This window comes from Chloroflexota bacterium (assembly GCA_016197225.1).
Lineage (GTDB): Bacteria > Chloroflexota > Anaerolineae > Anaerolineales > VGOW01 > VGOW01.
The window spans coordinates 1-23,149 of sequence record JACPWC010000023.1 but is presented as its reverse complement, the minus strand read 5'-3'; the positions used below and the strand labels follow the sequence as shown (position 1 = coordinate 23,149).

The window sequence follows — 23,149 nt, the reverse complement described above, 5'->3', positions numbered from 1 at the left end:
GGGAACGTCTCCAAGTATCTCGCGCCTCTGCCATCATTATTGGAAACGATCTTGTCGTGCTTGCGTTTGTCGCCTGCGATCTACACTTCGTTGGCTGATAATTCGGTTTTGACAACTTAAATTTGCTCGAAACGAGAGATATAGAGGATGCATTTATAGAACTATTCCCTTGTGAGTTCAAATTTCCGTTGCTTAATGATAATAGTAGCAGTTCGGACAGTTCTCCCAGTAACGTTGACCGTTATTGGCCTGATTTCCCGTTCGGAACCAATGGCTTTGACCGAAAAAACTACAGCGGTAGAAATTTCGAAGACCGATGTAGTAGCTCTCGAAGTTTTCTGGCCCGAGCTAATGATGCATCAACGGTTGTCTCACAGTGTGGGTGGGCGCACTTTTCGCCAAATGCGACATGGATTCTTGAGCGGGATAGCCCCAAAAGAGTTGAATATGACAGCCCTGCTTTCATAGACGAGCTATTTAGAACTGGTTGTAATGACTGGAGGCCAAACCCAGCCTCTACCCAAACGGTTTATATACAACCAATTACTTGCGAGGCAGGGCAACCGGTGAAAACTTGGGATTGCACGAATAAACTCCATACTTTGGTGGATAGCAATGGCATTGTAACTGTAGGAAGCAAAGTCAAATTTTATAAATGGTGGATGCAGAATATTCCCGGCTCAAACACCAATATAGCAAGTTGCCCGGAGGTAGCTCCTCCCAATGGAACGCATTCTCTTGGCAACTGGTGGGACTACCTGCGGGGCGACTATGTAACTGAGCCGCCAGAGACCAACTGTCACCCGACTCCGATAATTGGGGGTACCGGATTATCTGGCTTGGTTTCCGCTAGCCCAATTTCGGGAGCCACAATCACACTTTATACTTTGGAAGCGGGCGGTGTTTTGGCTCCAGTTACGTTGTCGGGTTCTACTGCCACAGCAGCGGACGGCACTTATCTTACGCCGGCCCTTCCCACTTCACTCAACGGTCAAACACTGGTCGTGAAAGCAACTGGCGGCAGCTTTGTAGATGAAGCTACGGGGCAGGCCGTTTCGTTTGCTGGACGTTCGCTTTATGCTGTAATACCTTCTGTTGAGTTAGGCGGAGCTTTAGGAGGTGTCGTAACGCCGTTTACAGACATGGCATTTCGTATGGCAAAGCATACCTTAACTGTAGACCCTAGCCGTGTTCCGGCGACAGAGGCTTCTTATTACAATTTTTGGGTAGCTAACTTTTTTGGACTACGAGCGAAACTGGATGTCAACTCGCCTTTTGGTGACTCACCCTTTGCTATAACCCTGCTCAGACCGTTCAATTTCTACAGTGGACAATCCCTTGTCTGGGGTACACCGGAAACTACTTACACCCTGGCCCTGGCCGGCTTATCCCAACAAGCCGCTAATGCCGGCCTGTCTCCCGTAGTATGGATAGACCAACTTTCTGCAGATGCCGACGATGGCGTGTTCAATGGCGCATCTCGGACAAGTTGGCAAACACTGCAAACCGCTGTTGACACATACCTGGCCGGGCCGCGCAGTCCATTGGGGACAACTTTTACGGTCACTAAGACAACCGACACCAACGACGGCGCGTGCAATTCGGACTGCTCATTACGAGAAGCAATTGTCGCCGCCAATCTCACTGGCGGGCCGGACTCTATTATTCTCTCTGCTGGCACATACGCTCTTACGCGAACAGGTTCGGATGATAATGCCAATAACGGCGACCTTGACCTGACCAGTGAAATCACACTGGTCGGAGCGGGCGCAAATAAAACAATCATTGCCGGGGGCAGTGGTTGGACTGACCGCATCTTTCATGTTATCACCACGACTATACAAATAAACAGCCTGACGATTCAGGGCGGCAACAAGACAAACTCCAGCGGCGGCGGCATCTATAGCACGGATAGCGCGCTGACCCTATCCAATGTTGCTATCAGTAGTAATACTACAACTAATACAGGCGGTGGAATTTACTTCATTGGCGGTGCATTGACATTGATTGATAGCATCGTGTCTGGCAACACAGCCAACGACACTGGTGGCGGCATCCGCAATGTTGGCGGAACTGCCATACTTACTAACGTTACAATAAGCGGCAACACGGCCAAGAATGACGCTGGCGGAATACGCACGGCCAGTAACGGGAGTATGCCAGCCTCATTGACTCTCACCAATGTGACTATCACTAATAACACCGCGGATAGCGACAGCAATGGCACGGGCGAAGGTGGTGGCCTCTATCGCTCTAGCGGCACAGCCACTTTCAAGAACACAATCATTGCCGGCAACTTTGATAACAGCACGACTACAAAACGCCCCGACTGTTCAGGCTCAATAACTTCACAAGGCTACAACCTGGTAGGAAACAATACCGGTTGCACCTTCACCTCAACTACCGGCGACCAGGTCGGCACTGGAGGCAGTCCCGTCAATCCACTCCTTGGTGTTTTGCAAGATAACGGCGGGCAGACCTTGACCCATGCACTCTTGGCAGGCAGTCCGGCCAGAGATACAGGGACGAACACTGATTGCCCTTCAACTGACCAGCGAAGCACCTTGCGACCCCAAGGGACAGTTTGTGATAAAGGGGCATACGAAGTCGCGGCTGTTCTGGATAACTTCAACCGCGCCAATGGCGGCATTGGCAGTAACTGGTCGGGCAATACCGGCAGTTACGTTATCGCATCCAATCGCCTGGACCCAGTCTCGGGCGGCGATATTTACTGGAACGTAACCCAATACGGCGCGAATCAAGAGGCTTACGTCACTTTAGTTAACATTGACCCGGCCGGTCAGGAAGTTGACTTGATGCTCAAGTCACAGAGCGCCAGCGGCTGGACAAGCGGAGGTGCCGGGCGACTAGAAGTGTGGTACAACCCCGCAACCCATGTCGTGAAAGTCGTGACTTATACCAGCACTCAGAATTGGGTACAATGTGGCGCAGATATTCCAGTCGCGTTTGTGAACGGCGACCAATTCGGGGCGCGAGCCTTGGCTGATGGGCGGGTATTGGTCTACCGCAATGGCGTGTTGCTTGCGACACGCGACGTGACTGCCTGGCCATATTATACAAATGGTGGATACATTGGGCTGTGGACGATAGGCGCGAGCAATTCACTGCTGGATGACTTTGGCGGCGGTGGAGTGAATGAGCCGTAAATTGCCAAGCCAAATCGCGCCCTGCGGCCATGACTCTAAAGAGGGATGAAGATTTAGACTCGTTGAACAACAAAGGACGAATGGATATGCCTTGTTTGTTTAAGCCAGTTAGATGGCTGATGGCGGGGACAGCATTGTTAGTCTTTGGGTTAGTCGCTTGTAAAGCCGAGTTGCCAACGGCTACCTCTACGCCCGATCCGAGTATTCCGACGGCAAAACCATATCCCCCGGAACCCACTTACCCGCCTTCTCCTACGCCCAATTTGCCCTCGACGGCAGGGTGGATTGCCTTTGTGAGCCGGATAGACGGAAAAGATCACCCAAACGTTTATCTAGCAAATGCCGATACGGGTGAATTGCTTCGCTTGACTGACGCAGGCAACGGGGGAGGTTTTTACCCAGCTTGGTTACCAGATGGCCGACAAATTGCTTTCACAGCTAATCAAAATATTTATGTGATGTACTCTGACGGTAGCAACCCACACCCTATAACCAATTTTAACGAAGATATGTATGGAGTCTCAATGCCAAAATGGTCGCCAGGTGGTAAGCAAATTGTCTTCTGGACTGATTACACTAGCAACCCGGGCGATTCCTACATTAATGTGGTGAATATTGATGGCACTCATCAGAAAGAGTGGCTGAGCGGAGTTGCTAATGCAGGCTGGGAAGCGATGGTTTGGTCACCAGATAGTCAGGAAATCGTTTTCATGACTAGAGGCGTAGAACACTCTGCTACGGTGCTTAGAATTATAAACCGGGATTTTTCGCAAGTGAGGTCCTTGACTGATTACGCGGTTGATTGTTATGAGAGTGTACCTTGCCCACTGGATGTAGATCCAACATGGTCACCTGATGGTCGACAAATTGCATTTGTTTGTGTCGATCATCAATTCGAAGGGCAAACAGATATATGCATAATTAATAGTGATGGTAGTCAACTGACAAACCTAACTGATAATTCGGCTTCGGAGACGGATATTACTTGGTCGCCTGATGGACAGCAGTTAGCTTTCTCCTCAGTGGAGCCACGTGATCTACGTGGAGGAATCTATGTGATGGATGCTGATGGCAGTAACCGAATGCAGTTGACTTATTACTCAGCTTCTGATCGCAATCCAGTCTGGTCACCCGATGGAAAGCGAATCGCCTTTGTCTCCGAACGCGATGGCAACAAGGAAATCTATTTGATGAATGCTGATGGGAGTGACCAGAGACGGTTGACGAATAATAAGGTTGAGGATTCGTATCCTGCCTGGTCGCCGCAGTTGGGAAGCCCAGGAGACAAGTGATTGCCAAGCAATTAACTGCCCCAAACTAAAGTTGCCACTTATAGTGGCACAGGGACTTAGATGGATAAGTGATTAGGCGAGTAGACACTTGGACAAGTGGATAAGATTGGCGCTTGTATATTTGTGTACTTGCAGACTTCTTTACCCATCTACAGCTACTCGATGCCCGCCTTCTGCCTTCACGCCCACTTCTACCAGCCGCCGCGCGGCAACCCGTTTGTGGATCGTTTCGGCGCGGATGAGATCGGCCACGAGGCCGGGGCCGAGCCTTACGAAAATTTCAACGAGAAGGTCACGACCGAGTGCTATCTGCCCAACGCCGAACTGGGCAACTTCGAGCAGATGTCGTTCGATGTTGGCTCCACCCTCCTGCGCTGGATGCGCGATCACGCGCCCAACACCTACGCCCGCATTCTGGAATCGGATCGCAAATACCTTTCCGAATTTGGCGTCGGCAACGCCATCGCTACACCCTCGCACCACACCATCCTGCCCCTCATCCGCGCCCGCGACAAAGTGACCCAGATCAAATGGGGCCTGGCCGGCTTTGAACATGCCTATGGCCGAAAGACGACCGGGATGTGGTTACCGGAGATGGCGGTTGACCTGGAGACTCTGCAAGCCTTGCACGATCAAGGTGTCCGGTACACGATCCTGAGCGAGTCGCAGGCAGAAGGCGCGCCCGACAGCGGCGGGCCGTACTGGGTGAAACTGCCGAACGGCGAGCACATCGCCGTGTTCCTGCGCGACGACTCGCTCTCGGTGCAGATCGCTTTCAACATTCAAACGCTGGGCGGGGCCGGGCGCTGGGCCAGGAACACGCTGGCCTCGCGCCGCAAGGACACCGGCCCGCTCGAACTCAAAGGCGAACGGCTGACCTTGATCGCCGTCGAAGGCGAAACCTTCGGCCACCACCACGCCGGCGAAGAACATTTCCTTCACTGGTTGCTGTCGTTTGAAGCCGGGGCCGTCAACCAGAGCGTCACCACGCTGGAACGCCACCTGAAAGCCAACCCGCCGCAAGTCGAGATCACGATCAAAGAGTACACCTCCTGGTCGTGCCCGCACGGCCTGGGCCGCTTCGCCGCCGGTTGCGATTGCACGCCCGGCGCCTCCAACTGGAAGGGCGCGCTCCGCCGCGCCTTTGACAACCTGGCCAACAACGTGGACGATCTCTACATCACCGAAATGGACGAAGCCGGGCTTGACCCGTGGAAACTGCGGAACGATTACGCGCGCGTCACGCTGGGGCAGGTGGACGTGGAGAAGCTACTGCAAGATCACGGCCTCTCAGGGGCCGACTCGGATCATGACACGATTGGCCGCTTGGGCGCGCTTCTGGCCGCCCAGTATTTCCGCCAGCGCATGTACACCGCCGCCACTTTTAAGTATGAAGACCTCTCACGGCCTGAGCCGCGCTACGGCATTGCCAACGGACTGCGCGCCGCACTGCTCTGCCAGGAAGCCGCCGGGGCCGACCTTGTGCCCGACTTCCGCCGCGACCTGGCTCAAGCGGCGTCCAACCGAACCGGCCAAACCGGCGCGCAACTTTTGGACGAGGCGGTGGTTCAGGCCGAGGCGACACTAACCAAGTAGGGCGAGTTGTCAACTCGCCCCCACAGCCAAAAGGCATTTGCCTCTAAACCCGCTCGAGGCTATACTCATCACTCATGTCCATGAATACTGATCCCACTCCCCGCCGCGCGCCGCGTTATGGCGCAATTGCCCTCAATGTGCTCACGATCTGCTGTCTGATCTCGACGGCCTGGATGGGCGGATATTTCCTGCTGGTGCTATTTAATCCCTACTCTCTCAATCCTTTTCCGCCGCCCACGCTCCCGGCTCTCCTCATCCGCGCCTCGCCGACCAACACCTCTGCCGTTCCCACCTTCCCGCCGGAAAACACGCCAACGTTTACGCTTACGCCAACGGAAGAGTTTGTTCTGGGCGCTACCACCCAACCGGCAGGCCAGCCTCAACAGCCGACGGAGACCTCAACCCCGCAACTAATCGTGCCGCCCACCCGAATCGGCGGCGGCGGGGTGACACCGCCTCCAGCGGGTGGAACCACCAACACGCCCGTCCCGATCACTTCCTCAGCCGCCGGCCACCTGCTCTTCGTCTCCACTCGCAACGGCGACTCGGATATTTATATTGTGGACGCCGACGGCAACAACGAGCAATTGCTGATTGGCGAAGCGGGCAAGAACGACGAGAACCCGGCCATGTCGGCGGACGGCGCGAAGATTGTCTTCCAGTCGGATCGGGACGGCGACTACGAAATTTATACGGCCAATATTGACGGCTCCGGGGTGTTCCAGTTGACGAGCAACACCCGGTTCGACGGCCACCCGGTCTGGTCACCGGACGGCGCCAAGATCGCCTTTGAGTCGGATCGCAACGGCAACTTCGACATCTGGACCATGAACGCGGATGGCACCGGGCTGAAGCAGATGACGTTCAGCGTCAAAGAGGATCGTGCCCCGGCCTGGTCGCCGGACGGCGCGGCTCTGGCCTTCCACTCCAACCGTGACAACAATTATGAAATTTATGTGGTGGACGTGGACACCGGCCCGGAGACTCGCCTTACTCAGGGCACAGCCAACAACCAGAACCCAGCCTGGTCGCCCGACAGCAAGAAGATTGCCTACGACTCGGATCAGGATGGCAATAAAGAGTTGTATCTGATCAACGCCGATGGCTCTGGTGAAACGCGCCTGACGAACGATCCTTCCGCCGACACCGGCCCGTCCTGGTCGCTGGACGGCGCGAAGCTGGTGTTCGAGACGACGCGCAATGGCAACCCCGATCTGTTCACAATGGAGTCGTTCTCCGGCGCGCCCGCCGTTTCACTGCTGGTAGACCCCTCGGAGGAAAAGATGGTGTGGTGGGGAAGATGAAATGATGAATGACGGCTCTTCCGGCTTTGGCGGGAAAACCCTGCCACCAATTTCACGAATGACACGAATTGCCGGCGAATTCGTAAAATTCGTGTCATTCGTGGCAAAGAATCCCGTTCAATCTGGTAGAGCCCAAATGACGAAGGACGAAGGACGACGTTCGTGCTTCGTCATTTGTCCGCTGTCTGTCGTGGCTATAGGGCCAGCACGCTCCTCACCTTTTGCGCCACTTCGTTTGGCGTCTCGCCCTCCACGCTTTCCACGCTCACGCCCGGATAGTATTGCTCAAACCAACTTAGCAGATCGCCGCCCCAGCCCTCACCTGGGTTGATGGCGATGATTCGACGCGCAGTCAGATCGCCGATTCCGGCGTCGTCGGAACTGCCGCCTATGGTGACTCGCCGCGCCCAGGTGGCGCGGGCGAGGGCCTTCACCCAGTCCGGGTCGGATAGGCCGGGGTTGAGGAGGATGTAGGTGCGCTCGTAAGGTTCGCGGGGCAGGCCGGTGGGCGCTTGTGGCGGGCTGGGCCGGGCGATAATAGGCGCGGGTAGAGGCGTATTGAGCAAGATGTTTTTGAGTTCGGCGGGTGAGTTGGCCCGAAGCGAGACGTAGACGACGCCTGGATAATTTTTGGCGAACCATTGATCAATGGGCGGGTTGACGCCCCAGCCCTGCGGGTTGATGATGACGACCATTCGGGCGTGCAGGTTGCCGATTCCGGCGTCGTCGGCGCTGGCGCCGATGGTGAAGTGCCGTTCGCGCCAGGTGGCGTCAGCCACCGCTTCCACCCAGGCCGGGTCTACTGCAGTGGGTGGGAGAAGGACGTAGATGCGGCTGTATTGTTCGCGAGGCTGGCCGCGAGACGTGGATGGTTGAGGGGGCGGTGGCGGCTCAACCGGCCTCGTCGGGGGCAGGGGCAGAGTCGGCTCCCCGCTCGTTTGTCGAATGTGGGTTGCCAGGTATTGTGTCACCCGAGTCCCGGCCACGTTGTAGCGTTCCCACGTCGAATTGTCACTGCCGAAGGTGAAGATGGTTGCGCCAAGAACGTAAGCATCCTTTTGAATTTCGCGGTCATACCAGATCAGTTGCTCGGCATAGTAGCGTTCGGTGTCGCGAGCATCGCGAGCGTCGCGAGGCTTGCGCCAGTAGTCAATCTGGTCGCGCGCACCGTCGTAAGAGTCCCAATATCCGGCCAGGTCTTTCCACGCGCCGCTGGGCGTGCCGGGGCAGTTGTGGCCGACGGCGTCGCAACCCAGTTCGGTGATGACGAGCGGCACGGTGTCGAGATCGCGCGGGGCGAGGGCGTAACGATAGACTTGCCGGTAGCGCAAGGTGAGCCAGCCCACGTCGCCGATATTTTCTTCGCGCCAGCCGGGTTGCAGGCGGCGGTGCGGGCAGTTGGCTTCCTGATAGTTGCCGGTGAGCCACCAGACCCAGGGCGCAGAATATTCGTGCAAACCCAGAAGGCCGTTGAGGTCGCGGGCGGCGGCCAGGGCGGGGAGGAAGGCCTCCCACATTCTTGTCTCGCGTGGGCCAACTTCGGGATAGCCGGTGGAGAAGTTGCCGATCACGCCACGCAAGCCGAGGCCAGTCAGCAGGCGCAGGCGCTCGGCCTCGAAGCGGCCATACCATTCCATGCGGGCCAGCGCGCCGCTTTCGTTTGGCCCGCCGAACGATGGCTCGTTGTGGCCTTCCCAGATTTTGATGAGGGGATTGAGGGCGTAGTAACGCTCGCGCTGGTCGCGCACGAATCGGGCGGCGGCCTGCTCCGGGCTATCGCCGCTTTCGAGTTGTTGGAGCAGGGTGTAGTCGCAGTAGCCGCGCCCGATCAGGGTCAGGTCGGGACGGAGGGCGAGGTACTCCGCTGCCGAGCCAAAGTCGTTGACAAGCTTGACCAGTCGGCAACCGGCTTCGACGAGCAGGCGGGCGTCAGAGGTAGGTTTGAGGCAGTGCGGGGCGAGTTTGGAGGCCACATTGAGGGAAATGCAAGAAGCGTGCCTGCGGTTTGTGAAAAATATTAGACTGATTCCACTAACTTCCGAATCCTGCTCCCCGTCTCCCGCCACTGAATGGGCGAGAGGCCCTTAAAGTTCCTGTCTTTCAAAAACGCGCCACGCCCCGACGAACGCGGCGATGATGATGCCCAGGCTTACGCCTAACGTCCCCCAGTAAGCGTCGGCGTTACCAGCCACCAGACTGCCTCCCCACACCAGCAACTGCCCCGGCATATATTCGCCCCAACTTGGAATGGAACCGGCTAATCCCAGGATGAGTAGTAGGCCAAAGGCAAACCCGCCAGCGGCTGTCTGTGATTTGGCCGCCACACTGCAGAGCAACGTCAGCGCCACGTAGACCAGCACAAACAATAGTAACAAGCTGTTTAACATCAACCAGCGAGAAACATCAAGCGCCTCAAACATCAGCCAGGTGTAGTAATAGCAAGCCAGGCCTGCCACCGCGATGCTGACGGCGAACATCAGAGCCAGGGCGGCGAATTTGGCGGCCAGAAATGTCACCCGCGGCAATGGCTTGACCAGCATCATGGCGGCTGTGCCCTTATCTTTCTCCTGAGCCACCGCGCCCATGGTCAACAGCAAAGCGAGGATGACGCCAAACTGGCTGATGTTCTTGACATACTGCGCTACAGCGTCCATCGTTGTGGGTGGGGGAATCAACCGGGCGATGGCCTCGCCATTTGGAACCAGCTTGATAAGCTCCGGGGTGTATTTAGCAGTCAGGGGCGACAACAAGCCAAAGATAGCCAGCACCACGCCCACCACCAACAGCCGGTAGGTCCGCCACTGCTCTAGCCATTCTTTGCGCAGAAGGACAAGAAACTCTCTCATGGGGTTTGCCCTTCTTTACCCATCAGCCTCAGGAAAACGTCTTCCAACGAAGGCCGCAGGATTTCAAAGCGGGTCAACACCAGCCCGGCCTGCATCGCCGAAGCCAGCAATTCTTGCTTCGCCGTCTCTACGTCATTAACGATGGCCCGGGCAGTGAGTCCTTTGATTGAGACGGATTGAACCCAGCTCCGCCCGCGCAGTGCTTCGGCCCAGGCGTTGATCTGCATTTCAAATCCGCGGTCAGCCTCTACTTCCAGGGCCGGTATCGCATATTGTGCCAACAAGGTCTCGCGGGGCGCTTGAGTCACCAGCCGCCCACGCCCGATGATGCCGATCGTGTCGCACACCCGCTCAACGTCTGCCAGAATGTGTGAGGACATAAACACAGTGTGCTGCCCACGCAGAGTCTCGATCAGCTCCAGCACTTCCTTGCGGCCAGCGGGGTCGAGGGCGCTGACCGGCTCGTCGAGGAACAACACTTCGGGCCGGTTGACGAGCGCTTGCGCCAGCCCCAGCCGTTGGCGCATCCCACGCGAAAAACCGGCGATGCGCCGTTTGGCAACCTCGGCCAGACCCAACAGATCAAGCAGTTCTTTGACCCGCACCGCACGTTCGCTGGCAGAGAGTCCGAACACCCGGCCAATATGATCGAGAAACTCGCGCGGCGTCAGCCAGGGATAAAATGCAGGCTCTTCCGGCAGATAGCCGATGCGACGGGCAACTTCGCGCCGATTGGTGGTGATTTCGGTCCCGATTACCCAGGCCTGGCCTTCAGTCGCATGCGTCAGGCCGGTGAGAATGCGGAGGGTCGTTGTCTTGCCGGCGCCGTTAGGGCCAAGAAAGCCGAAGACCGTCCCTGGCTCGACCGTGAGGTTCAAGCCGTCGAGCGCATGCACCGGGCCGTAGAACTTCCGCAAGCCTTCAATACGAATGGCTGTCATTTACTCTTCCCGCCCGACGACGAAGTAGAGAATCGGGCCAATCAAATTAACGAAGATGATGACGAGCGCCCACAGCCACTTAGGCCCTTTGGTTTTTTCGCGGCGGCTCAAATCTACCAGAGCAAAGATCATCAGCCCCAGTTGTAGAAGAATGATGGGAATGAGATAGGGGATTAATGCTCGAATATTTTCCATGGCTGTTTTACTCTTCCCCTTCCACCAATTTCCGAATCCTGCTCCCCGTTTCCCGCCACTGAATAGGCGACAGGCCCATCTTGCGGCGGATGGCGTCTTCGTCCATTTTGGCCTTATAGTCGCGCACGGCGCACGTCCAGCGCATCGTGTCGAACGACACGCTCTTGTCCAGCCCGGCGGCCTTGCCCGTCTCGCCCAGCGACAACTCCAGCTTGCGCACCGACCATAGAAAGACCGTCTCTTTCGGGGCGTACTCGGCCAGGTAGTCGCGGTAAATCTCAACCCACTCCGGCGTGAGCTTGAGCTTGCGCTCTTTGGGCCAGTCCTTCTTTTCAGGATAGCGCACGAACAGGAACGGTTCAGCAAGGCGGGCCAGGTCAATATGTTCTTTCTTCAGGTTGGCAACTTCCACCTTCTTCATGCCGGTGTCGAGCAGAAGCTTGAAGAGGACAAGCGGACGGATGTCCGGCTTCTCGCCGCGCCGCAAAATCTCCCCGGCGGCCAGACACTTCTCCACCTCCTCATCCGTCAAAATCTCCGGCAATGGACTGCGAACCGACAACTGCAAAACCGCCTGCGACGGGTCGGCTCGCAGTTCGGCCAGCGGCGTGGCCCAGCGGAAGAAGGCCTTGAGTGAGGTGACCCGGCGGCCATAGGTCTTGTCGGAGCAAGGCTTGCCGCGCTCGTTTCGCATCCAGTTCAAAAACTCGTTGAGGCGGGCCGTCGTCATCCGGTTCAGCGGCTCTTTGGCGTCTACGTATTCGAGCAGGATGTTGAGATCGCAGGAGAAGGCCTGAAGCGTGTGCCACGACTTGTCCTGCTTGCGAAGGTGATCGAGCCAGGCCGCAATCGCCGATTCGAGTGGGGCGCTTGGGTCTAACGCAGGCTGGCGCAACGGCGGTGTGGCCTGCGACTTGGGATCGAAGAGAGAGAGTTGGTCGTTCATGTTTTGATTTGTTTATCCGCGTCTGATCCGCGAAATCCGCGTTTTGGTTTTTGGCCTTCGGTTATCCCTGCGATGGCCGCCTTCCCTCTCTCCGTCAACCAAAACGTGGCGGCGGGGAACTTCTTGTTGCTGTCAATCAGCCCGGCCTCGCCCAGCGCCTCAACGTCGGCAGGTGCAACTTCCTGCGCTTCACCCTCCAGCGGATGCAGTTTGTAAACCTTGCCGCCGTTCACGTCGCGGTGCGCCTTGAGAAAATGGCCGTCGGCGATGGCAAGCAACAGCTTCTGTTGTGCGTTGGACAGATTCATCTTCCATATTCCTGCCCAGACATCAAGTGTCTATGGAGACACTTGGTGTCTGGGCAAAACCCACACAGTTTTACACCACGCCGCGAAAAAAAGAAACTGCCCCTTTGGCTTCCTCTTGTATAATCTCCTCCATGCCCGACGACGAGGATCGCGTCCTCTCTCCCAAACGCCGGCCCGACGATCAAGTGGACTACGCCCTCCGCCCGCAAAAGCTGGCCGAACTCATCGGCCAGGATCGGGTGAAGGACAACCTGGCGATTCTGATCGCGGCGGCCAAGAAGCGCGGCGAGCCGCTCGACCATTGCTTGTTTTATGGCCCGCCCGGTTTGGGGAAAACGACTCTGTCTCACGTGCTGGCCAACGAGATGGCGGTCAATATCAAAGTGACGGCCGGCCCGGCCATCGAGCGCCCCGGCGACCTGGCCTCCATCCTCACCAATTTGCGCGCGGGCGACATCCTCTTCGTGGACGAAATTCACCGGCTGGGCAAAGTTGTCGAAGAAGTGCTCTACCCGGCCATGGAAGATTTCGCCCTCGACATCGTCATTGGTAAAGGCCCCAGCGCCCGAAGCATCCGCCTCAAACTGCCCAAGTTCACGCTGGTGGGCGCAACCACACGTTTGGCGCTGATCAGCGCGCCGATGCGGGCGCGGTTCGGGGCGCAGTACCGGCTGGACTTTTACGAGCAGGCGGCGATGGAGTTGATCGTGATTCGCGCCGCCGACAAACTCAAGGTTCCCATCGAAGCCGACGGGGTGGCCGAGGTCGCCCGCCGCGCGCGGGGAACCCCTCGCGTGGCCCTGCGCCTTCTTCGCCGCGTCCGCGATTACGCGCAGGTGAAGGCCGACGGCACGATCACCGTCGCCGTTGCCAAAGACGCGCTAGCGTTGATGGACGTGGACGAACTGGGGCTGGACGACATTGATCGCCGCGTGTTGCGGGCTATCATCGAAAAGTTCAGCGGCGGGCCGGTGGGCCTGGAGACGATTGCCGCCTCCATCAGTGAAGAAGCCGACACGATTATGGACGTATACGAGCCGTACCTTCTGCAACTCGGCTTTCTGGATCGCACGCCGCGTGGCCGAACTGCCACTCGGCTGGCTTACGAACACCTGGGCCTGCCATACAAAGAGAACGGGCAGGAGAAACTGCTGTAAAGTGATTTAACACCAAGACACAAAGCCACAAAGTCACGAAGAAAAACTTGGTGTCTTTGTGCCTTCGTGGTAAAAGCAGTATGCCAGACGCAACGACAATCGGGAAATGGATCATGATCGCCGGGGCAGGGTTGCTGGTTTTGGGCGGCCTCATCTGGGTCGTCGGCAGAGCCGGCTTCCCCCTGGGCCGCCTGCCGGGCGATCTCCGTATCGAACGCGACGGTTTCTCGTTTTACTTTCCGCTGGCCTCATCTATAATAGTCAGCATCGCCCTAACCCTGTTGCTCAACCTGTTGGCGCGATTGCTCAAGCGATGAACACTTCTGACTTCGACTACACCCTGCCGCCCGACCTGATCGCGCAAACGCCGATTGAGCCGCGCTACGCCTCGCGCCTGATGATCCTCAACCGGGCCGGCAACGCCCTGGTGCATGGCAAGTTCCGCGACGTTGATCGCTACTTGAAGCCCGGCGACCTGTTGGTGTTGAACGACACCCGCGTGCTTCCGGCCCGCATCCGGGCGCACAAGAACACCGGCGGCGCGGTGGAAATTTTGATGTTGCGCCGCCGCGCACCCCTCACCTGGGAAGTGATGGTGGGCGGCAAGGGCGTGCGGCTGGGAACCAAACTTGAGGTAGACGGCAAATCCAGCCTTTCGGCGATTGTGATGGAAGAGCTGGATGGGGCGCGCCGCCTCATTCAGTTTTCCGAGCCGATCAGCCCGCTGTTGCCGACAGTGGGTGAAGTGCCACTGCCGCCTTACATCCACACCCACTTGCCCGATCCTGAACGTTATCAAACCGTGTTTGCCAAGACGCCCGGCTCCGCCGCCGCGCCCACGGCCGGGCTGCACTTCACCGAAGCCATGCTGGCCTCGCTGGCCGCCGCCGGGGTGCGCCAGGCCTACGTCACGCTTCACATCGGCCTCGACACCTTTGCGCCCGTGACCGAAGAGAAAGTTGAGCAACACATAATCCACACCGAGTGGTGCCACCTGCCGCGTGAGACGGCGAAGGCCATCAACGAAACGCGGGCCAAAGGCGGGCGGGTGATTGCCGTCGGCACCACCGCCGTCCGCACTTTGGAAACCGCCGCCCGCTTCTCCACCGACGACGACATGCCGGCCACCGAAACCAGGCCGCTCGATCAGAAACTGCTCAAGCCGCCGCACAAACTGCAAAGCATCCAGCCCGTCATCGGCAACACCGACCTCTTCATCACCCCCGGTTTTCAATTCCAGGTGGTAGACGCCCTCATCACCAACTTTCACCTGCCGCGCTCCACCCTCCTCATGCTGGCCTCCGCTTTTGCGGGCCGCGAACGCCTCCTGGCCGCCTACGAAGCGGCCAAAGCCGAGCGTTACCGCTTCTACTCGTTCGGCGACGCGATGTTGATTTTGTGATCGTTCTCAGCCTCTCGAACGTCAGCCTGACTCTGGGCGCGCGCCCGATCTTCGCCAACCTGAACTGGGAAATTCAACACGATCAACGGATCGGCCTGATCGGCCCCAACGGCACGGGGAAGTCGTCTCTGTTTAAGTTGCTGGTCGGCGAACACACCCCGGAGCGGGGCGGGGCGATCACCAAAGCCAAAGGCGTCACCCTCGGCTACCTGCCGCAAGACCCGGAGTTCGACCCGGCCTCCACCGCGCTGGCGGTTGCCCTGTCGGGCAACGCCCGCCTCATCGAAGTCGAGTCGCAATTGGCCCGGATCGATTCACGTCTGGCTGACCCGGCCGTCTACAACAACCCCAAAGCCCTGACTCGCACTCTGGAAGATCAACAGAAGTCCCTGGACGAGTTCGCCGCCCTCGGCGGCGAAGGCTACGAGTCGCGAGTGCGAACGACCCTGCTGGGCCTGGGCTTGCGTGAGGCAGATTTCGACAAGCCAATCGGCGCTTTGAGTGGCGGGCAGAAGAAACTGGTGGGGCTGGCGCGATTAATGATGGCGAAGCCTTCAGTGCTTCTGCTCGACGAGCCGGACAACCACCTCGACCTGGCCGGCAAGGCCTTCCTCGAACGGTTGATCATCAACTACTCCGGCGCGGTCGTCATCATCTCGCACGACCGTTATCTGCTTGACGCCGTTGTCACTCACATCACCGAACTTGAAGATGGCAAGCTCACCACGTTCAGCGGCGACTACTCGATGTTTGTCATTGACAAAGAAGAGAAGCTGGCGCGGCAGTCCGAGTTGTATCATGTTCAACAACGCGAAGTCAGCCGCATTGAAGCCGCCATCAAGCGTTATGCCATTTGGGCCAAAGTTTACGACAGCGAAAAATTTGCCAAACGGGCCAGGGCGATTCAAAACCGGCTGGACAAGATGGATCGCATCGAGCGCCCGGTGCTGGAACGGCGGCGGATGGACCTGGCCCTGAGCGGCTGGCGCGGCTCGAACAAAGTGCTGGAACTGATTGGTGTGAGGAAGTCGTTTGGCGAGTCGCCGCTCTTGCGTGGCCTGAACCTGCTGGTGCGGCACGGCGAGCGAGTGGGTCTCATCGGCGCGAACGGCGCCGGCAAGTCGGTGCTTCTGCGGCTCATCATCGGCCAGGAGGCGGCGGACGCAGGCGAAGTAAAGATCGGCCCCAGCGTGAAGATCGGCCACTATGCCCAAGAGCACGAGACGCTGAACTTTGCCCAAACACCTCTTGAGGCGGTTCGGCTGGCCCGCCCTCTCAGCGAAGGCAACGCCGTCTCGTTTTTGGGCCGCTATTTGTTTCCATATCGGCAAGTGACACAGAAGATCGGCGACCTCTCCGGCGGCGAACGAAGCCGCTTGCAATTGGCCCTGCTGGTGCTGTCCGACGTGAACTTCCTGCTGTTGGACGAGCCGACCAACAACCTGGACATCGCCTCTGCCGAAGTGCTGGAGAACGCCCTGGCCGAGTTTGAAGGCGCGGTGCTGGTCATCTCGCACGACCGCTATTTCCTCGACCGCACCGTCAACCTGATCGTCGAGCTAAAAGACGGCCTGCTGACGGAATACGTGGGCAGTTACAGCGACTATGCGGAGAAGAAGGGGATATAATCACAATCAAAGTAAAGTTGTAAGCACCCTGAGCGGAGTGAAGCGTAGTCGAAGGGTGCGGCCCGAGCGCAGAACCCGCGCCCTTCGATTGCGCGGCGGAACCGCACCGCCGCTCCACGCAGGGCGCTACTTTCGAGCCATGAACAAACACCACAAAATCAAAAGCTTGTTGATCGTTTTGCTCATCTCTTTGAGTTTTACGGCCCTTGCTCACGCCCAAACCACAGGCGGCGCAATTGTGCTCACCGCCGAGGGGCCGGTGACGCCGGTCATGGTCAGCTACATCCAGCGCGGCATCTCCACCGCCGAGCAACAGGGCGCACAAGTCCTCATCATCAAACTCAATACGCCGGGCGGCCAGAGAGACTTGATGAAGAAGATCGTCAACGCCATTTTGGAAAGCGAGACGCCGGTGGTCGTCTACGTTGCCCCGCGCGGGGCGATTGCCGGGAGCGCCGGAACCGTCATCACCCTCGCCGGCCACCTCAACGCCATGGCTCCCGAAACAGCCATCGGCGCGGCCAGCCCGGTCGGCTCGCAAGGCGAAGACCTCGGCCAAACGATAGACGCTAAACTCAAGAATGCCCTCAAGGCTGAGATAAGAAACTACGCCAGCGAACGCCCTGAAGAGGCCATTGCCCTGGCCGAGTCCATGATTGACGAGGCCAAAGCCGCTACTGCCGACGAAGCCAAAGCCGTCGGCCTCACCGATTTCATTGCCGACGACGTGGCCGACCTGCTCCGCCAGTTGGACGGCCACAAAGTCGAAGTGAATGGCCGGACTGTGATTCTGCAAACGGCGAATGCCCCGATCACCGAACTTTCGGTCAGCCTGCTCGAAGAAATCCTCGGCGTGCTTACCAACCCAAACATCGTCTTTCTGCTAATTACGATAGGCGCTCAAGCCATTTTGATCGAGTTGTCGAGTCCGGGCGGGTGGGTGGCCGGCTTTATCGGCGCGATCTGTTTGGCGCTTGCGTTTTACGGCCTCGGCGTTTTGCCCGTCAACTGGTTTGGCATAGTCTTCATTATCCTGGCTTTCGCGCTCTTCATTCTTGATGTCAATGCGCCCACGCACGGCGCGCTCACGGCAGCGGCGGTCGGCTCGCTCATCGTCGGCGCGCTGGTGTTGTTCAACTCGCCCGGCTCCGAGCCTTATCTGCGTATCTCGATTCCGTTTGTCGTCGGCACCTCGGTCGTTCTAGGCGCGGCCTTCTTTGGCATTTTGCTGGTGGCGTTTAGAACCCGCTACCTGCCGGTGGCTGTTGGCGTGGAAGCGTTGGTGGGCAAGGAGGGCGAAGTGCGCCAGCCACTGGCTCCCGGCGGCACGGTGCAGGTGGGCGGCGAACTGTGGAGCGCCGAGACCGAAGACGGGCAACCCATCGAAGCCGGGCAAAAGGTGGAAGTGGTGGCAGTGAAAGGCCTCAAACTCAAAGTCCGTAAACGCAAGAAATAAGGCGACCTGATTTCATCAACGGATTGAACGGATTTAGCGGATTGTTTTGATTCAAATCCGTTCAACACCTGCACTTGCATGCAGGTGCAAGTGTCCGGTAAATCCGTTGACGGAATGACTTTATCCAAATGAACATTCCTCCCTTCAAGCTCGAACGCTACTTTGCCGAATACGAATTCAAAGTGAAGTATCTCCTCAGTCCGTCGGACTGCGAAGGCTATTCGATGAGTGAGTTGCTGGCGATGGCTGACTCACACGGCCTGGCGTATTGGAATACGCTCAAACTGGGCTACACCGAGTCGCCCGGCCATCTGGCGTTGCGGGCTGAGATCGCTGGACTGTATCAAACGATGATGCCGGAGGACGTGGTTGTGGCCGTGCCTGAGGAGGCGATCTTCATCGCCATGAACACTTTGCTCAAGCCGGGCGATCATCTGGTGACCATCTTCCCCGCTTATCAGTCGCTCTACGAACTGGCGAGCGCAATTGGCTGTCAGGTCACGCGCTGGCCGGTGGAATTGGTTGACGGTGAGTGGCGGCTCGACCTGACTCGACTGGAAGACGGCCTCACCGACCGAACCCGACTCATCGTCCTCAACTTTCCTCACAACCCCACCGGCTTCCTGCCCTCCCGCGCCGACCTGGACTCAATCATTGCTCTGGCGCGAAAATATGGCCTCACTATTTTCTGCGACGAGATGTACCGCCTGCTGGAGCACGACCCGGCCCGGCGTTTGCCCGCAATGTGTGACTTGTATGAAAAGGGCATCTCGCTGTCGGGCCTGTCCAAGTCGTTCGCCCTGCCGGGCTTGCGCGTGGGCTGGCTGGCGACTCAGGATCGGGCGCTAGTGGATCGGTGGCTGACGTTCAAGGACTACACGACGATTTGCAACAGCGCCCCGAGCGAAGCGCTGGGCATCATTGCCCTGCGCGCCAAACAAACGATCGTTGCTCGTAATCTGGAAATCATTCAGTCGAACGTGAAGGTTGCCGAGGCCTTCTTCGCCGCTCACAGCGATCAGTTGCAATGGATAAAACCGCTGGCTGGTTCGATCGCGTTTCCCCGGTGGCTGGCGGCCAAACCGGTGGAAACGTTTTGCCAGGAGATGTTGGATCAGCATGGGGTGATGATCGTGCCGGGCAGTATTTTTGACTATCCGTCTCAATTGCACGATCAGAGTCAGCATTTCCGCGTTGGGTTGGGGCGGCTGAATTTCCCGGAGGCGCTTGAGCGCGTTCGAGATTATTTTACGCCAATTTTGTCCTAACCTTTTTATCAACATCATGGCCTTCATTCGCGAATTCTTTGAACTGAATCGTGACATCATCTTGTTCATCTACGGATTGGTATTCTTCGTGCTGGGGCTGGGCATCGCTCTCCAATCCCGCCGTTATTCGCGCCTCGACCTTGCCCGCAGTCTCTCGTGGCTGGCGGCCTTCGGGTTTACCCACAGTTTCAACGAGTGGGGCGACCTGTTCATTCCGATTCAAAGGACATATTTGAGCGAGCCTGTCGTCCAAATGTTGAATGTCGTTCAGCTTCTCCTGCTGGCCGTCTCGTTTACCTGCCTGTTTGAATTTGGCGTTGCCCTGCTCCGGCCACTGGGCCGGGCGCGCTGGTTGCACGGCGTTCCGGCCGGGTTGTTGCTGGCCTGGGTCTTCAGCATCTTCTTTATTTTTCTTCCGTTCGCCGCCGATCTTCTCTCCTGGCACCACATGGCCAATGCCATTGCCCGTTACTTCATTGGCTTTCCCGCCGGCTTGTTGGCCGCCTATGGTTTGCGGCAACAAACATTTCAGCGCATTGCCCCGCTCAACGTTCCCCACATCGTCAACACTCTGCGCGTGGCCGGAGTCGCGCTGGTTCTCTATGCCATATTTGGCGGGTTGATCTCGCCGCCGGTGCCGTTCTTTCCGGGGAACTTTCTCAACGCGGCCAACTTCGAACAAGCCTTTGGCGTGCCGCCGCTGGTCTTTCGTTCACTCATCGGCCTCACCTTAGCCATCGCCATCATTCGGGCGCTGGAAGTCTTTGAAGTAGAAACGGCGCGCATAATCGAACGGATGGAACAACAGCAAATCCTTGCCGCCGAGCGCGAGCGCATTGGCCGGGAACTGCACGATGGCGCAATCCAAACTGTGTACACCGCTGGCCTGCTGGTCGAGTCTGCGCACAAGCTGGTGCCGGCTGACGGCCCTGCCGCCGTCCGTTTGGAGAAAGCCGTTGCCGTGCTGAATGACGCCATTGGCGACCTGCGCCGGAACCTCGGCGAATTGCACGCTGCTCCTTCGGGCGAACTGCTCCCAGTGGCGCTCCACCGCCTGGCCGAGGACCCGCGCTTCCGCTCACTGGTTGATATATCCCTTAACCTTGATCTGGCCGACGCCGATTCACTCTCTCCCGTTCGCACCGACCACGTGCTGGCCATCGCCGGCGAAGCCCTTTCCAACGTCGTTCGGCACGCGCAGGCCCGCCGGGTCAGAATCAGCGCGCAGACCACCGACAGCCGCTTGACCATTCGCATCCAAGATGACGGGCGGGGGATCATGGGCGACTGGCAGGCGGGATACGGTCTCCGCAATATGCGGGATCGGGCACGCTTACTCGGCGGCCAGTTGGAAGTGACGAGCGCTAACGGCAAGGGCACGACCATCATCCTTGACATTCCCTGGAAGGACGAGCGATGAGCAAAACGCGGGTGCTACTCGTAGACGATCACGAAATCGTCCGGCTGGGACTGATGACCCTGATCAACGATCAGCCTGACCTGGAAGTGGTGGGCGAGGCCGGCACTGCCGCCGAGGCTGTGCGCGCCGTTGAGCGCTTGCGCCCCCGCGTGGTGCTGATGGATATCCGCATGCCCGGCGAGGGCGGCATTGAGGCGACGAGACAGATCACCGCCGGCTTCCCGGAAACCAAAGTCGTCATGCTCACCTCTTTCGCCGACGACGAATTGGTTGTGAAAGCGATTCGGGCGGGCGCAGTAGGCTACATCCTCAAACAAGTCGGCAACGAGGAGCTTCTGCGCGCCATTGCCGCCGCCGCGCGCGGCGAGGCCTTGCTTGACCCCTCCACCACCGCCCGCCTGCTCTCGCGCGTCCGCGAAGCCGAACGCAAAGCCGACGAGGACGCTTTCCGCGATCTCTCTGACCGGGAACTGGAAGTGCTGGCCGAAGTGGCGCGGGGCAAGACCAACGCCGAGATCGGCCAGATTTTGAATCTGAGCGAAAAGACGGCCCGTAACTACCTCAGCACCATCCTCGAAAAGCTCCATCTCGCCAATCGCATCGAACTGGCGACGTATGCTGTTGAACATCACTTGTTTGAAAGACTGGGCCGTGAATGACCCGCTGCGTCTGCCGCCGCCGACCAATAAAAAAGCCTCCCGAAGGCTGAGACCTTCGGGAGGCGTCTGTCCGGTATGAAGTACGATGTGGTTAGCCAGCCGCGAACAAGTCGAAGAAAGGCGGGAAGGTCATCAGCAGGCCGAGGCCGAGCAGGATCAGGGCAATCGTTGACGCCCGGGCGAAGTTCACTTCTTTGCCGCGAAAGATCAGGTGCAAAACAAGCCACGAGACGAAGAAGACGATCACGCCGACCAGCGATTTGCCTGTGAGCGGACCCGCCGGGTTCCACCAATTGAGGGAGTTCTTGAACGGTTCTGAGGCTTCGGCCAGCACTGTCATCAGACCGATAGTGGCGGAACCAAGACCCCCAGCGACGAGTGACGCCGCGACCGGGCCATTGGGCAGTTCTGTAGGTAGAGTTTGAGTAGCCATGATAGTGTCTCCTGAATATTCTGAGATGAGGCGGTGACTAGCGGACGGGCGCAACCTTGTTGATGAAGGCCCCGAACACACCGGCGATGGCGGCGGTGGCGAAGGCCGCGATGAAGAAGATCATCAACGCTCGGCGCTCGCCAACCTTCTTAGCCAGTGCCGGCCCGTAATACATTACGGCAAAGGCGACCACGGTGGCGGCGATGGGTGCGAGCCAGCCCACATGCTCTTTCCATTCCATGCCGAATTTGTGCCACTCAGCAGTGGCCGGATCAGCCAGCAAGATCGAGCGCGGGCTAGTGGGGTCTTTGACCCGATACCACGGATACACGATGAATGTGCCGGAGATTACGGTGGCCCAGGCGATGATGGCCATGCCCCACAACCCGGCCTTGAGCCGGAACATGCGTTCCTTGATGCCCTCGACGGTGACCCATTCTGGCCGGAGGCTGTACAACCCGGCTAACCCGCCGGCGAAAGCCAGCAGGAACGCCGCGCCGAACATCATGCCATGCAACACTGTCCAGCTTTCACGAATTGAGATTTCCATTTTGTAGTTCTCCTTTAGATATTGGATTTTGATTACGCTCACACTATAGGAGAATTAGCTGGAAGCGGTTAGGGGCAGGCGTCCCTATTTCGATAGGGACACTTGACCTCATTGATTAGGAAACCGCTCTAAACTGATACCAACGGGAGAAACTTCCATGTCAACGCTCACTACCGAGAAAGTCGCCGTCCCCCCAAAACGTAGCGCCGCCATTTTGGCTAACCGCCTGGTGCTAGGGTTTAGCCGACACTGGTTGCTTGCCATCACTATTCTGTTGGGCTTGTACGTTGGGTTGCCCTGGCTGGCGCCCGTGTTCATGCGCCTCGGTTGGACGGGTGCGGGTGAAGTCATTTATGCGATTTACTCCACCCAATGCCATCAACTGCCCCAGCGGTCATATTTCCTGTTCGGCCCCAAAACGATGTACGCCCTGCAAGAAGTTCAGGCCGCCTGGCAGAACACCAACAACCCGCTCATCCTGCGCCAGTTTGCCGGCAACGAGGCCCTGGGCTGGAAAGTGGCCTGGTCGGATCGAATGGTGTCCATGTACACCAGCATCTTCCTCGGCGGCCTGCTTTACT

Annotated in this window: 20 protein-coding genes and 1 pseudogene; 13 read left to right on the top strand and 8 right to left on the bottom strand. The window is 58.1% G+C overall.

Features of this window, described 5'->3' with window-relative positions:
• Positions 1-566 precede the first annotated feature (566 nt).
• From HYZ49_04525 to HYZ49_04510, 4 genes are all read left to right on the top strand, one after another.
• On the top strand, positions 567-3,167 hold the full coding sequence (locus HYZ49_04525; GenBank protein MBI3241541.1) for a CSLREA domain-containing protein: 2,601 nt from the start codon (positions 567-569) through the stop codon (positions 3,165-3,167).
• A gap of 62 nt (positions 3,168-3,229) precedes the next feature.
• The gene (locus tag HYZ49_04520; protein ID MBI3241540.1) at positions 3,230-4,459 is read left to right on the top strand and encodes a PD40 domain-containing protein; all 1,230 of its coding nucleotides are present in this window, start codon (positions 3,230-3,232) and stop codon (positions 4,457-4,459) included.
• Between the two features lie 96 nt (positions 4,460-4,555).
• The gene (locus tag HYZ49_04515) at positions 4,556-6,055 is read left to right on the top strand and encodes a DUF3536 domain-containing protein (protein MBI3241539.1); all 1,500 of its coding nucleotides are present in this window, start codon (positions 4,556-4,558) and stop codon (positions 6,053-6,055) included.
• 74 nt (positions 6,056-6,129) lie between these two features.
• The gene (locus HYZ49_04510) at positions 6,130-7,359 is read left to right on the top strand and encodes a PD40 domain-containing protein (protein ID MBI3241538.1); all 1,230 of its coding nucleotides are present in this window, start codon (positions 6,130-6,132) and stop codon (positions 7,357-7,359) included.
• A gap of 194 nt (positions 7,360-7,553) precedes the next feature.
• Here HYZ49_04510 and HYZ49_04505 read toward each other — a convergent pair whose 3' ends face one another.
• The 6 genes from HYZ49_04505 to HYZ49_04480 all read right to left on the bottom strand — a co-directional run bounded on the left by HYZ49_04505 (position 7,554) and on the right by HYZ49_04480 (position 12,595).
• Positions 7,554-9,332 carry a hypothetical protein gene (locus HYZ49_04505; protein MBI3241537.1) on the bottom strand — a complete coding sequence of 593 codons (1,779 nt, stop codon included), beginning with the start codon at positions 9,330-9,332 and terminating at the stop codon, positions 7,554-7,556.
• 111 nt (positions 9,333-9,443) lie between these two features.
• Complete coding sequence (locus HYZ49_04500) at positions 9,444-10,205, bottom strand: ABC transporter permease subunit (protein MBI3241536.1); 762 nt, start codon at positions 10,203-10,205, stop codon at positions 9,444-9,446.
• Positions 10,202-11,146 carry an ABC transporter ATP-binding protein gene (locus tag HYZ49_04495; protein MBI3241535.1) on the bottom strand — a complete coding sequence of 315 codons (945 nt, stop codon included), beginning with the start codon at positions 11,144-11,146 and terminating at the stop codon, positions 10,202-10,204. Before HYZ49_04495 ends, HYZ49_04500 begins: the two co-directional genes overlap by 4 nt.
• Positions 11,147-11,341: a PLDc_N domain-containing protein gene (locus HYZ49_04490; protein ID MBI3241534.1), complete on the bottom strand. Its 195-nt coding sequence runs from the start codon at positions 11,339-11,341 to the stop codon at positions 11,147-11,149.
• Positions 11,342-11,348: 7 nt separating this feature from the next.
• Complete coding sequence (locus tag HYZ49_04485; protein MBI3241533.1) at positions 11,349-12,287, bottom strand: phage integrase N-terminal SAM-like domain-containing protein; 939 nt, start codon at positions 12,285-12,287, stop codon at positions 11,349-11,351.
• On the bottom strand, positions 12,284-12,595 hold the full coding sequence (locus HYZ49_04480) for a hypothetical protein (protein ID MBI3241532.1): 312 nt from the start codon (positions 12,593-12,595) through the stop codon (positions 12,284-12,286). The genes HYZ49_04485 and HYZ49_04480 overlap by 4 nt, the downstream gene beginning before the upstream one ends.
• 131 nt (positions 12,596-12,726) lie before the next feature.
• Between HYZ49_04480 and ruvB the strand changes: the two genes are divergently transcribed.
• The 8 genes from ruvB (at position 12,727) to HYZ49_04440 (ending at position 21,585) form a co-directional block, all read left to right on the top strand.
• The gene (gene ruvB / locus HYZ49_04475; protein MBI3241531.1) at positions 12,727-13,752 is read left to right on the top strand and encodes a Holliday junction branch migration DNA helicase RuvB; all 1,026 of its coding nucleotides are present in this window, start codon (positions 12,727-12,729) and stop codon (positions 13,750-13,752) included.
• Between the two features lie 80 nt (positions 13,753-13,832).
• Positions 13,833-14,069 (top strand): DUF2905 domain-containing protein, encoded by a 237-nt coding sequence (locus tag HYZ49_04470; protein MBI3241530.1) that lies wholly within the window; start codon positions 13,833-13,835, stop codon positions 14,067-14,069.
• Positions 14,066-15,154, top strand: coding sequence for a tRNA preQ1(34) S-adenosylmethionine ribosyltransferase-isomerase QueA (queA, locus tag HYZ49_04465; protein MBI3241529.1), 1,089 nt, complete (start codon positions 14,066-14,068; stop codon positions 15,152-15,154). The genes HYZ49_04470 and queA overlap by 4 nt, the downstream gene beginning before the upstream one ends.
• The gene (locus HYZ49_04460) at positions 15,151-16,782 is read left to right on the top strand and encodes an ABC-F family ATP-binding cassette domain-containing protein (protein MBI3241528.1); all 1,632 of its coding nucleotides are present in this window, start codon (positions 15,151-15,153) and stop codon (positions 16,780-16,782) included. Before queA ends, HYZ49_04460 begins: the two co-directional genes overlap by 4 nt.
• 139 nt (positions 16,783-16,921) lie before the next feature.
• A complete protein-coding gene (locus HYZ49_04455; GenBank protein ID MBI3241527.1) occupies positions 16,922-18,238 on the top strand; it encodes a nodulation protein NfeD in 1,317 nt (438 codons plus the stop codon).
• Positions 18,239-18,366: 128 nt separating this feature from the next.
• Entirely contained in the window at positions 18,367-19,506 is a 1,140-nt protein-coding gene (locus tag HYZ49_04450; GenBank protein MBI3241526.1) for an aminotransferase class I/II-fold pyridoxal phosphate-dependent enzyme, read from the top strand.
• 16 nt (positions 19,507-19,522) lie between these two features.
• The gene (locus HYZ49_04445) at positions 19,523-20,926 is read left to right on the top strand and encodes a sensor histidine kinase (protein ID MBI3241525.1); all 1,404 of its coding nucleotides are present in this window, start codon (positions 19,523-19,525) and stop codon (positions 20,924-20,926) included.
• On the top strand, positions 20,923-21,585 hold the full coding sequence (locus HYZ49_04440; GenBank protein ID MBI3241524.1) for a response regulator transcription factor: 663 nt from the start codon (positions 20,923-20,925) through the stop codon (positions 21,583-21,585). The genes HYZ49_04445 and HYZ49_04440 overlap by 4 nt, the downstream gene beginning before the upstream one ends.
• A 91-nt stretch (positions 21,586-21,676) precedes the next feature.
• Here HYZ49_04440 and HYZ49_04435 read toward each other — a convergent pair whose 3' ends face one another.
• Positions 21,677-22,018, bottom strand: coding sequence for a hypothetical protein (locus HYZ49_04435; protein MBI3241523.1), 342 nt, complete (start codon positions 22,016-22,018; stop codon positions 21,677-21,679).
• Between the two features lie 37 nt (positions 22,019-22,055).
• Positions 22,056-22,568 (bottom strand): hypothetical protein, encoded by a 513-nt coding sequence (locus tag HYZ49_04430; GenBank protein ID MBI3241522.1) that lies wholly within the window; start codon positions 22,566-22,568, stop codon positions 22,056-22,058.
• Between the two features lie 349 nt (positions 22,569-22,917).
• Between HYZ49_04430 and HYZ49_04425 the strand changes: the two are divergent.
• Positions 22,918-22,986 (top strand): annotated as a pseudogene (locus HYZ49_04425) (DUF2085 domain-containing protein).
• Positions 22,987-23,149: the final 163 nt, after the last annotated feature.

Excerpts from the sequence above, each read along its gene's own strand:
- HYZ49_04510 (MBI3241538.1), top strand. The coding sequence starts at position 6,130 with ATGTCCATGAATACTGATCCCACTCCCCGCCGCGCGCCGCGTTATGGC.
- HYZ49_04500 (MBI3241536.1), bottom strand. The coding sequence starts at position 10,205 with ATGAGAGAGTTTCTTGTCCTTCTGCGCAAAGAATGGCTAGAGCAGTGG.
- HYZ49_04495 (MBI3241535.1), bottom strand. The coding sequence starts at position 11,146 with ATGACAGCCATTCGTATTGAAGGCTTGCGGAAGTTCTACGGCCCGGTG.
- HYZ49_04490 (MBI3241534.1), bottom strand. The coding sequence starts at position 11,341 with ATGGAAAATATTCGAGCATTAATCCCCTATCTCATTCCCATCATTCTT.
- HYZ49_04485 (MBI3241533.1), bottom strand. The coding sequence starts at position 12,287 with ATGAACGACCAACTCTCTCTCTTCGATCCCAAGTCGCAGGCCACACCG.
- HYZ49_04480 (MBI3241532.1), bottom strand. The coding sequence starts at position 12,595 with ATGAATCTGTCCAACGCACAACAGAAGCTGTTGCTTGCCATCGCCGAC.
- ruvB (MBI3241531.1), top strand. The coding sequence starts at position 12,727 with ATGCCCGACGACGAGGATCGCGTCCTCTCTCCCAAACGCCGGCCCGAC.
- HYZ49_04470 (MBI3241530.1), top strand. The coding sequence starts at position 13,833 with ATGCCAGACGCAACGACAATCGGGAAATGGATCATGATCGCCGGGGCA.
- queA (MBI3241529.1), top strand. The coding sequence starts at position 14,066 with ATGAACACTTCTGACTTCGACTACACCCTGCCGCCCGACCTGATCGCG.
- HYZ49_04455 (MBI3241527.1), top strand. The coding sequence starts at position 16,922 with ATGAACAAACACCACAAAATCAAAAGCTTGTTGATCGTTTTGCTCATC.
- HYZ49_04450 (MBI3241526.1), top strand. The coding sequence starts at position 18,367 with ATGAACATTCCTCCCTTCAAGCTCGAACGCTACTTTGCCGAATACGAA.
- HYZ49_04445 (MBI3241525.1), top strand. The coding sequence starts at position 19,523 with ATGGCCTTCATTCGCGAATTCTTTGAACTGAATCGTGACATCATCTTG.
- HYZ49_04440 (MBI3241524.1), top strand. The coding sequence starts at position 20,923 with ATGAGCAAAACGCGGGTGCTACTCGTAGACGATCACGAAATCGTCCGG.
- HYZ49_04435 (MBI3241523.1), bottom strand. The coding sequence starts at position 22,018 with ATGGCTACTCAAACTCTACCTACAGAACTGCCCAATGGCCCGGTCGCG.
- HYZ49_04430 (MBI3241522.1), bottom strand. The coding sequence starts at position 22,568 with ATGGAAATCTCAATTCGTGAAAGCTGGACAGTGTTGCATGGCATGATG.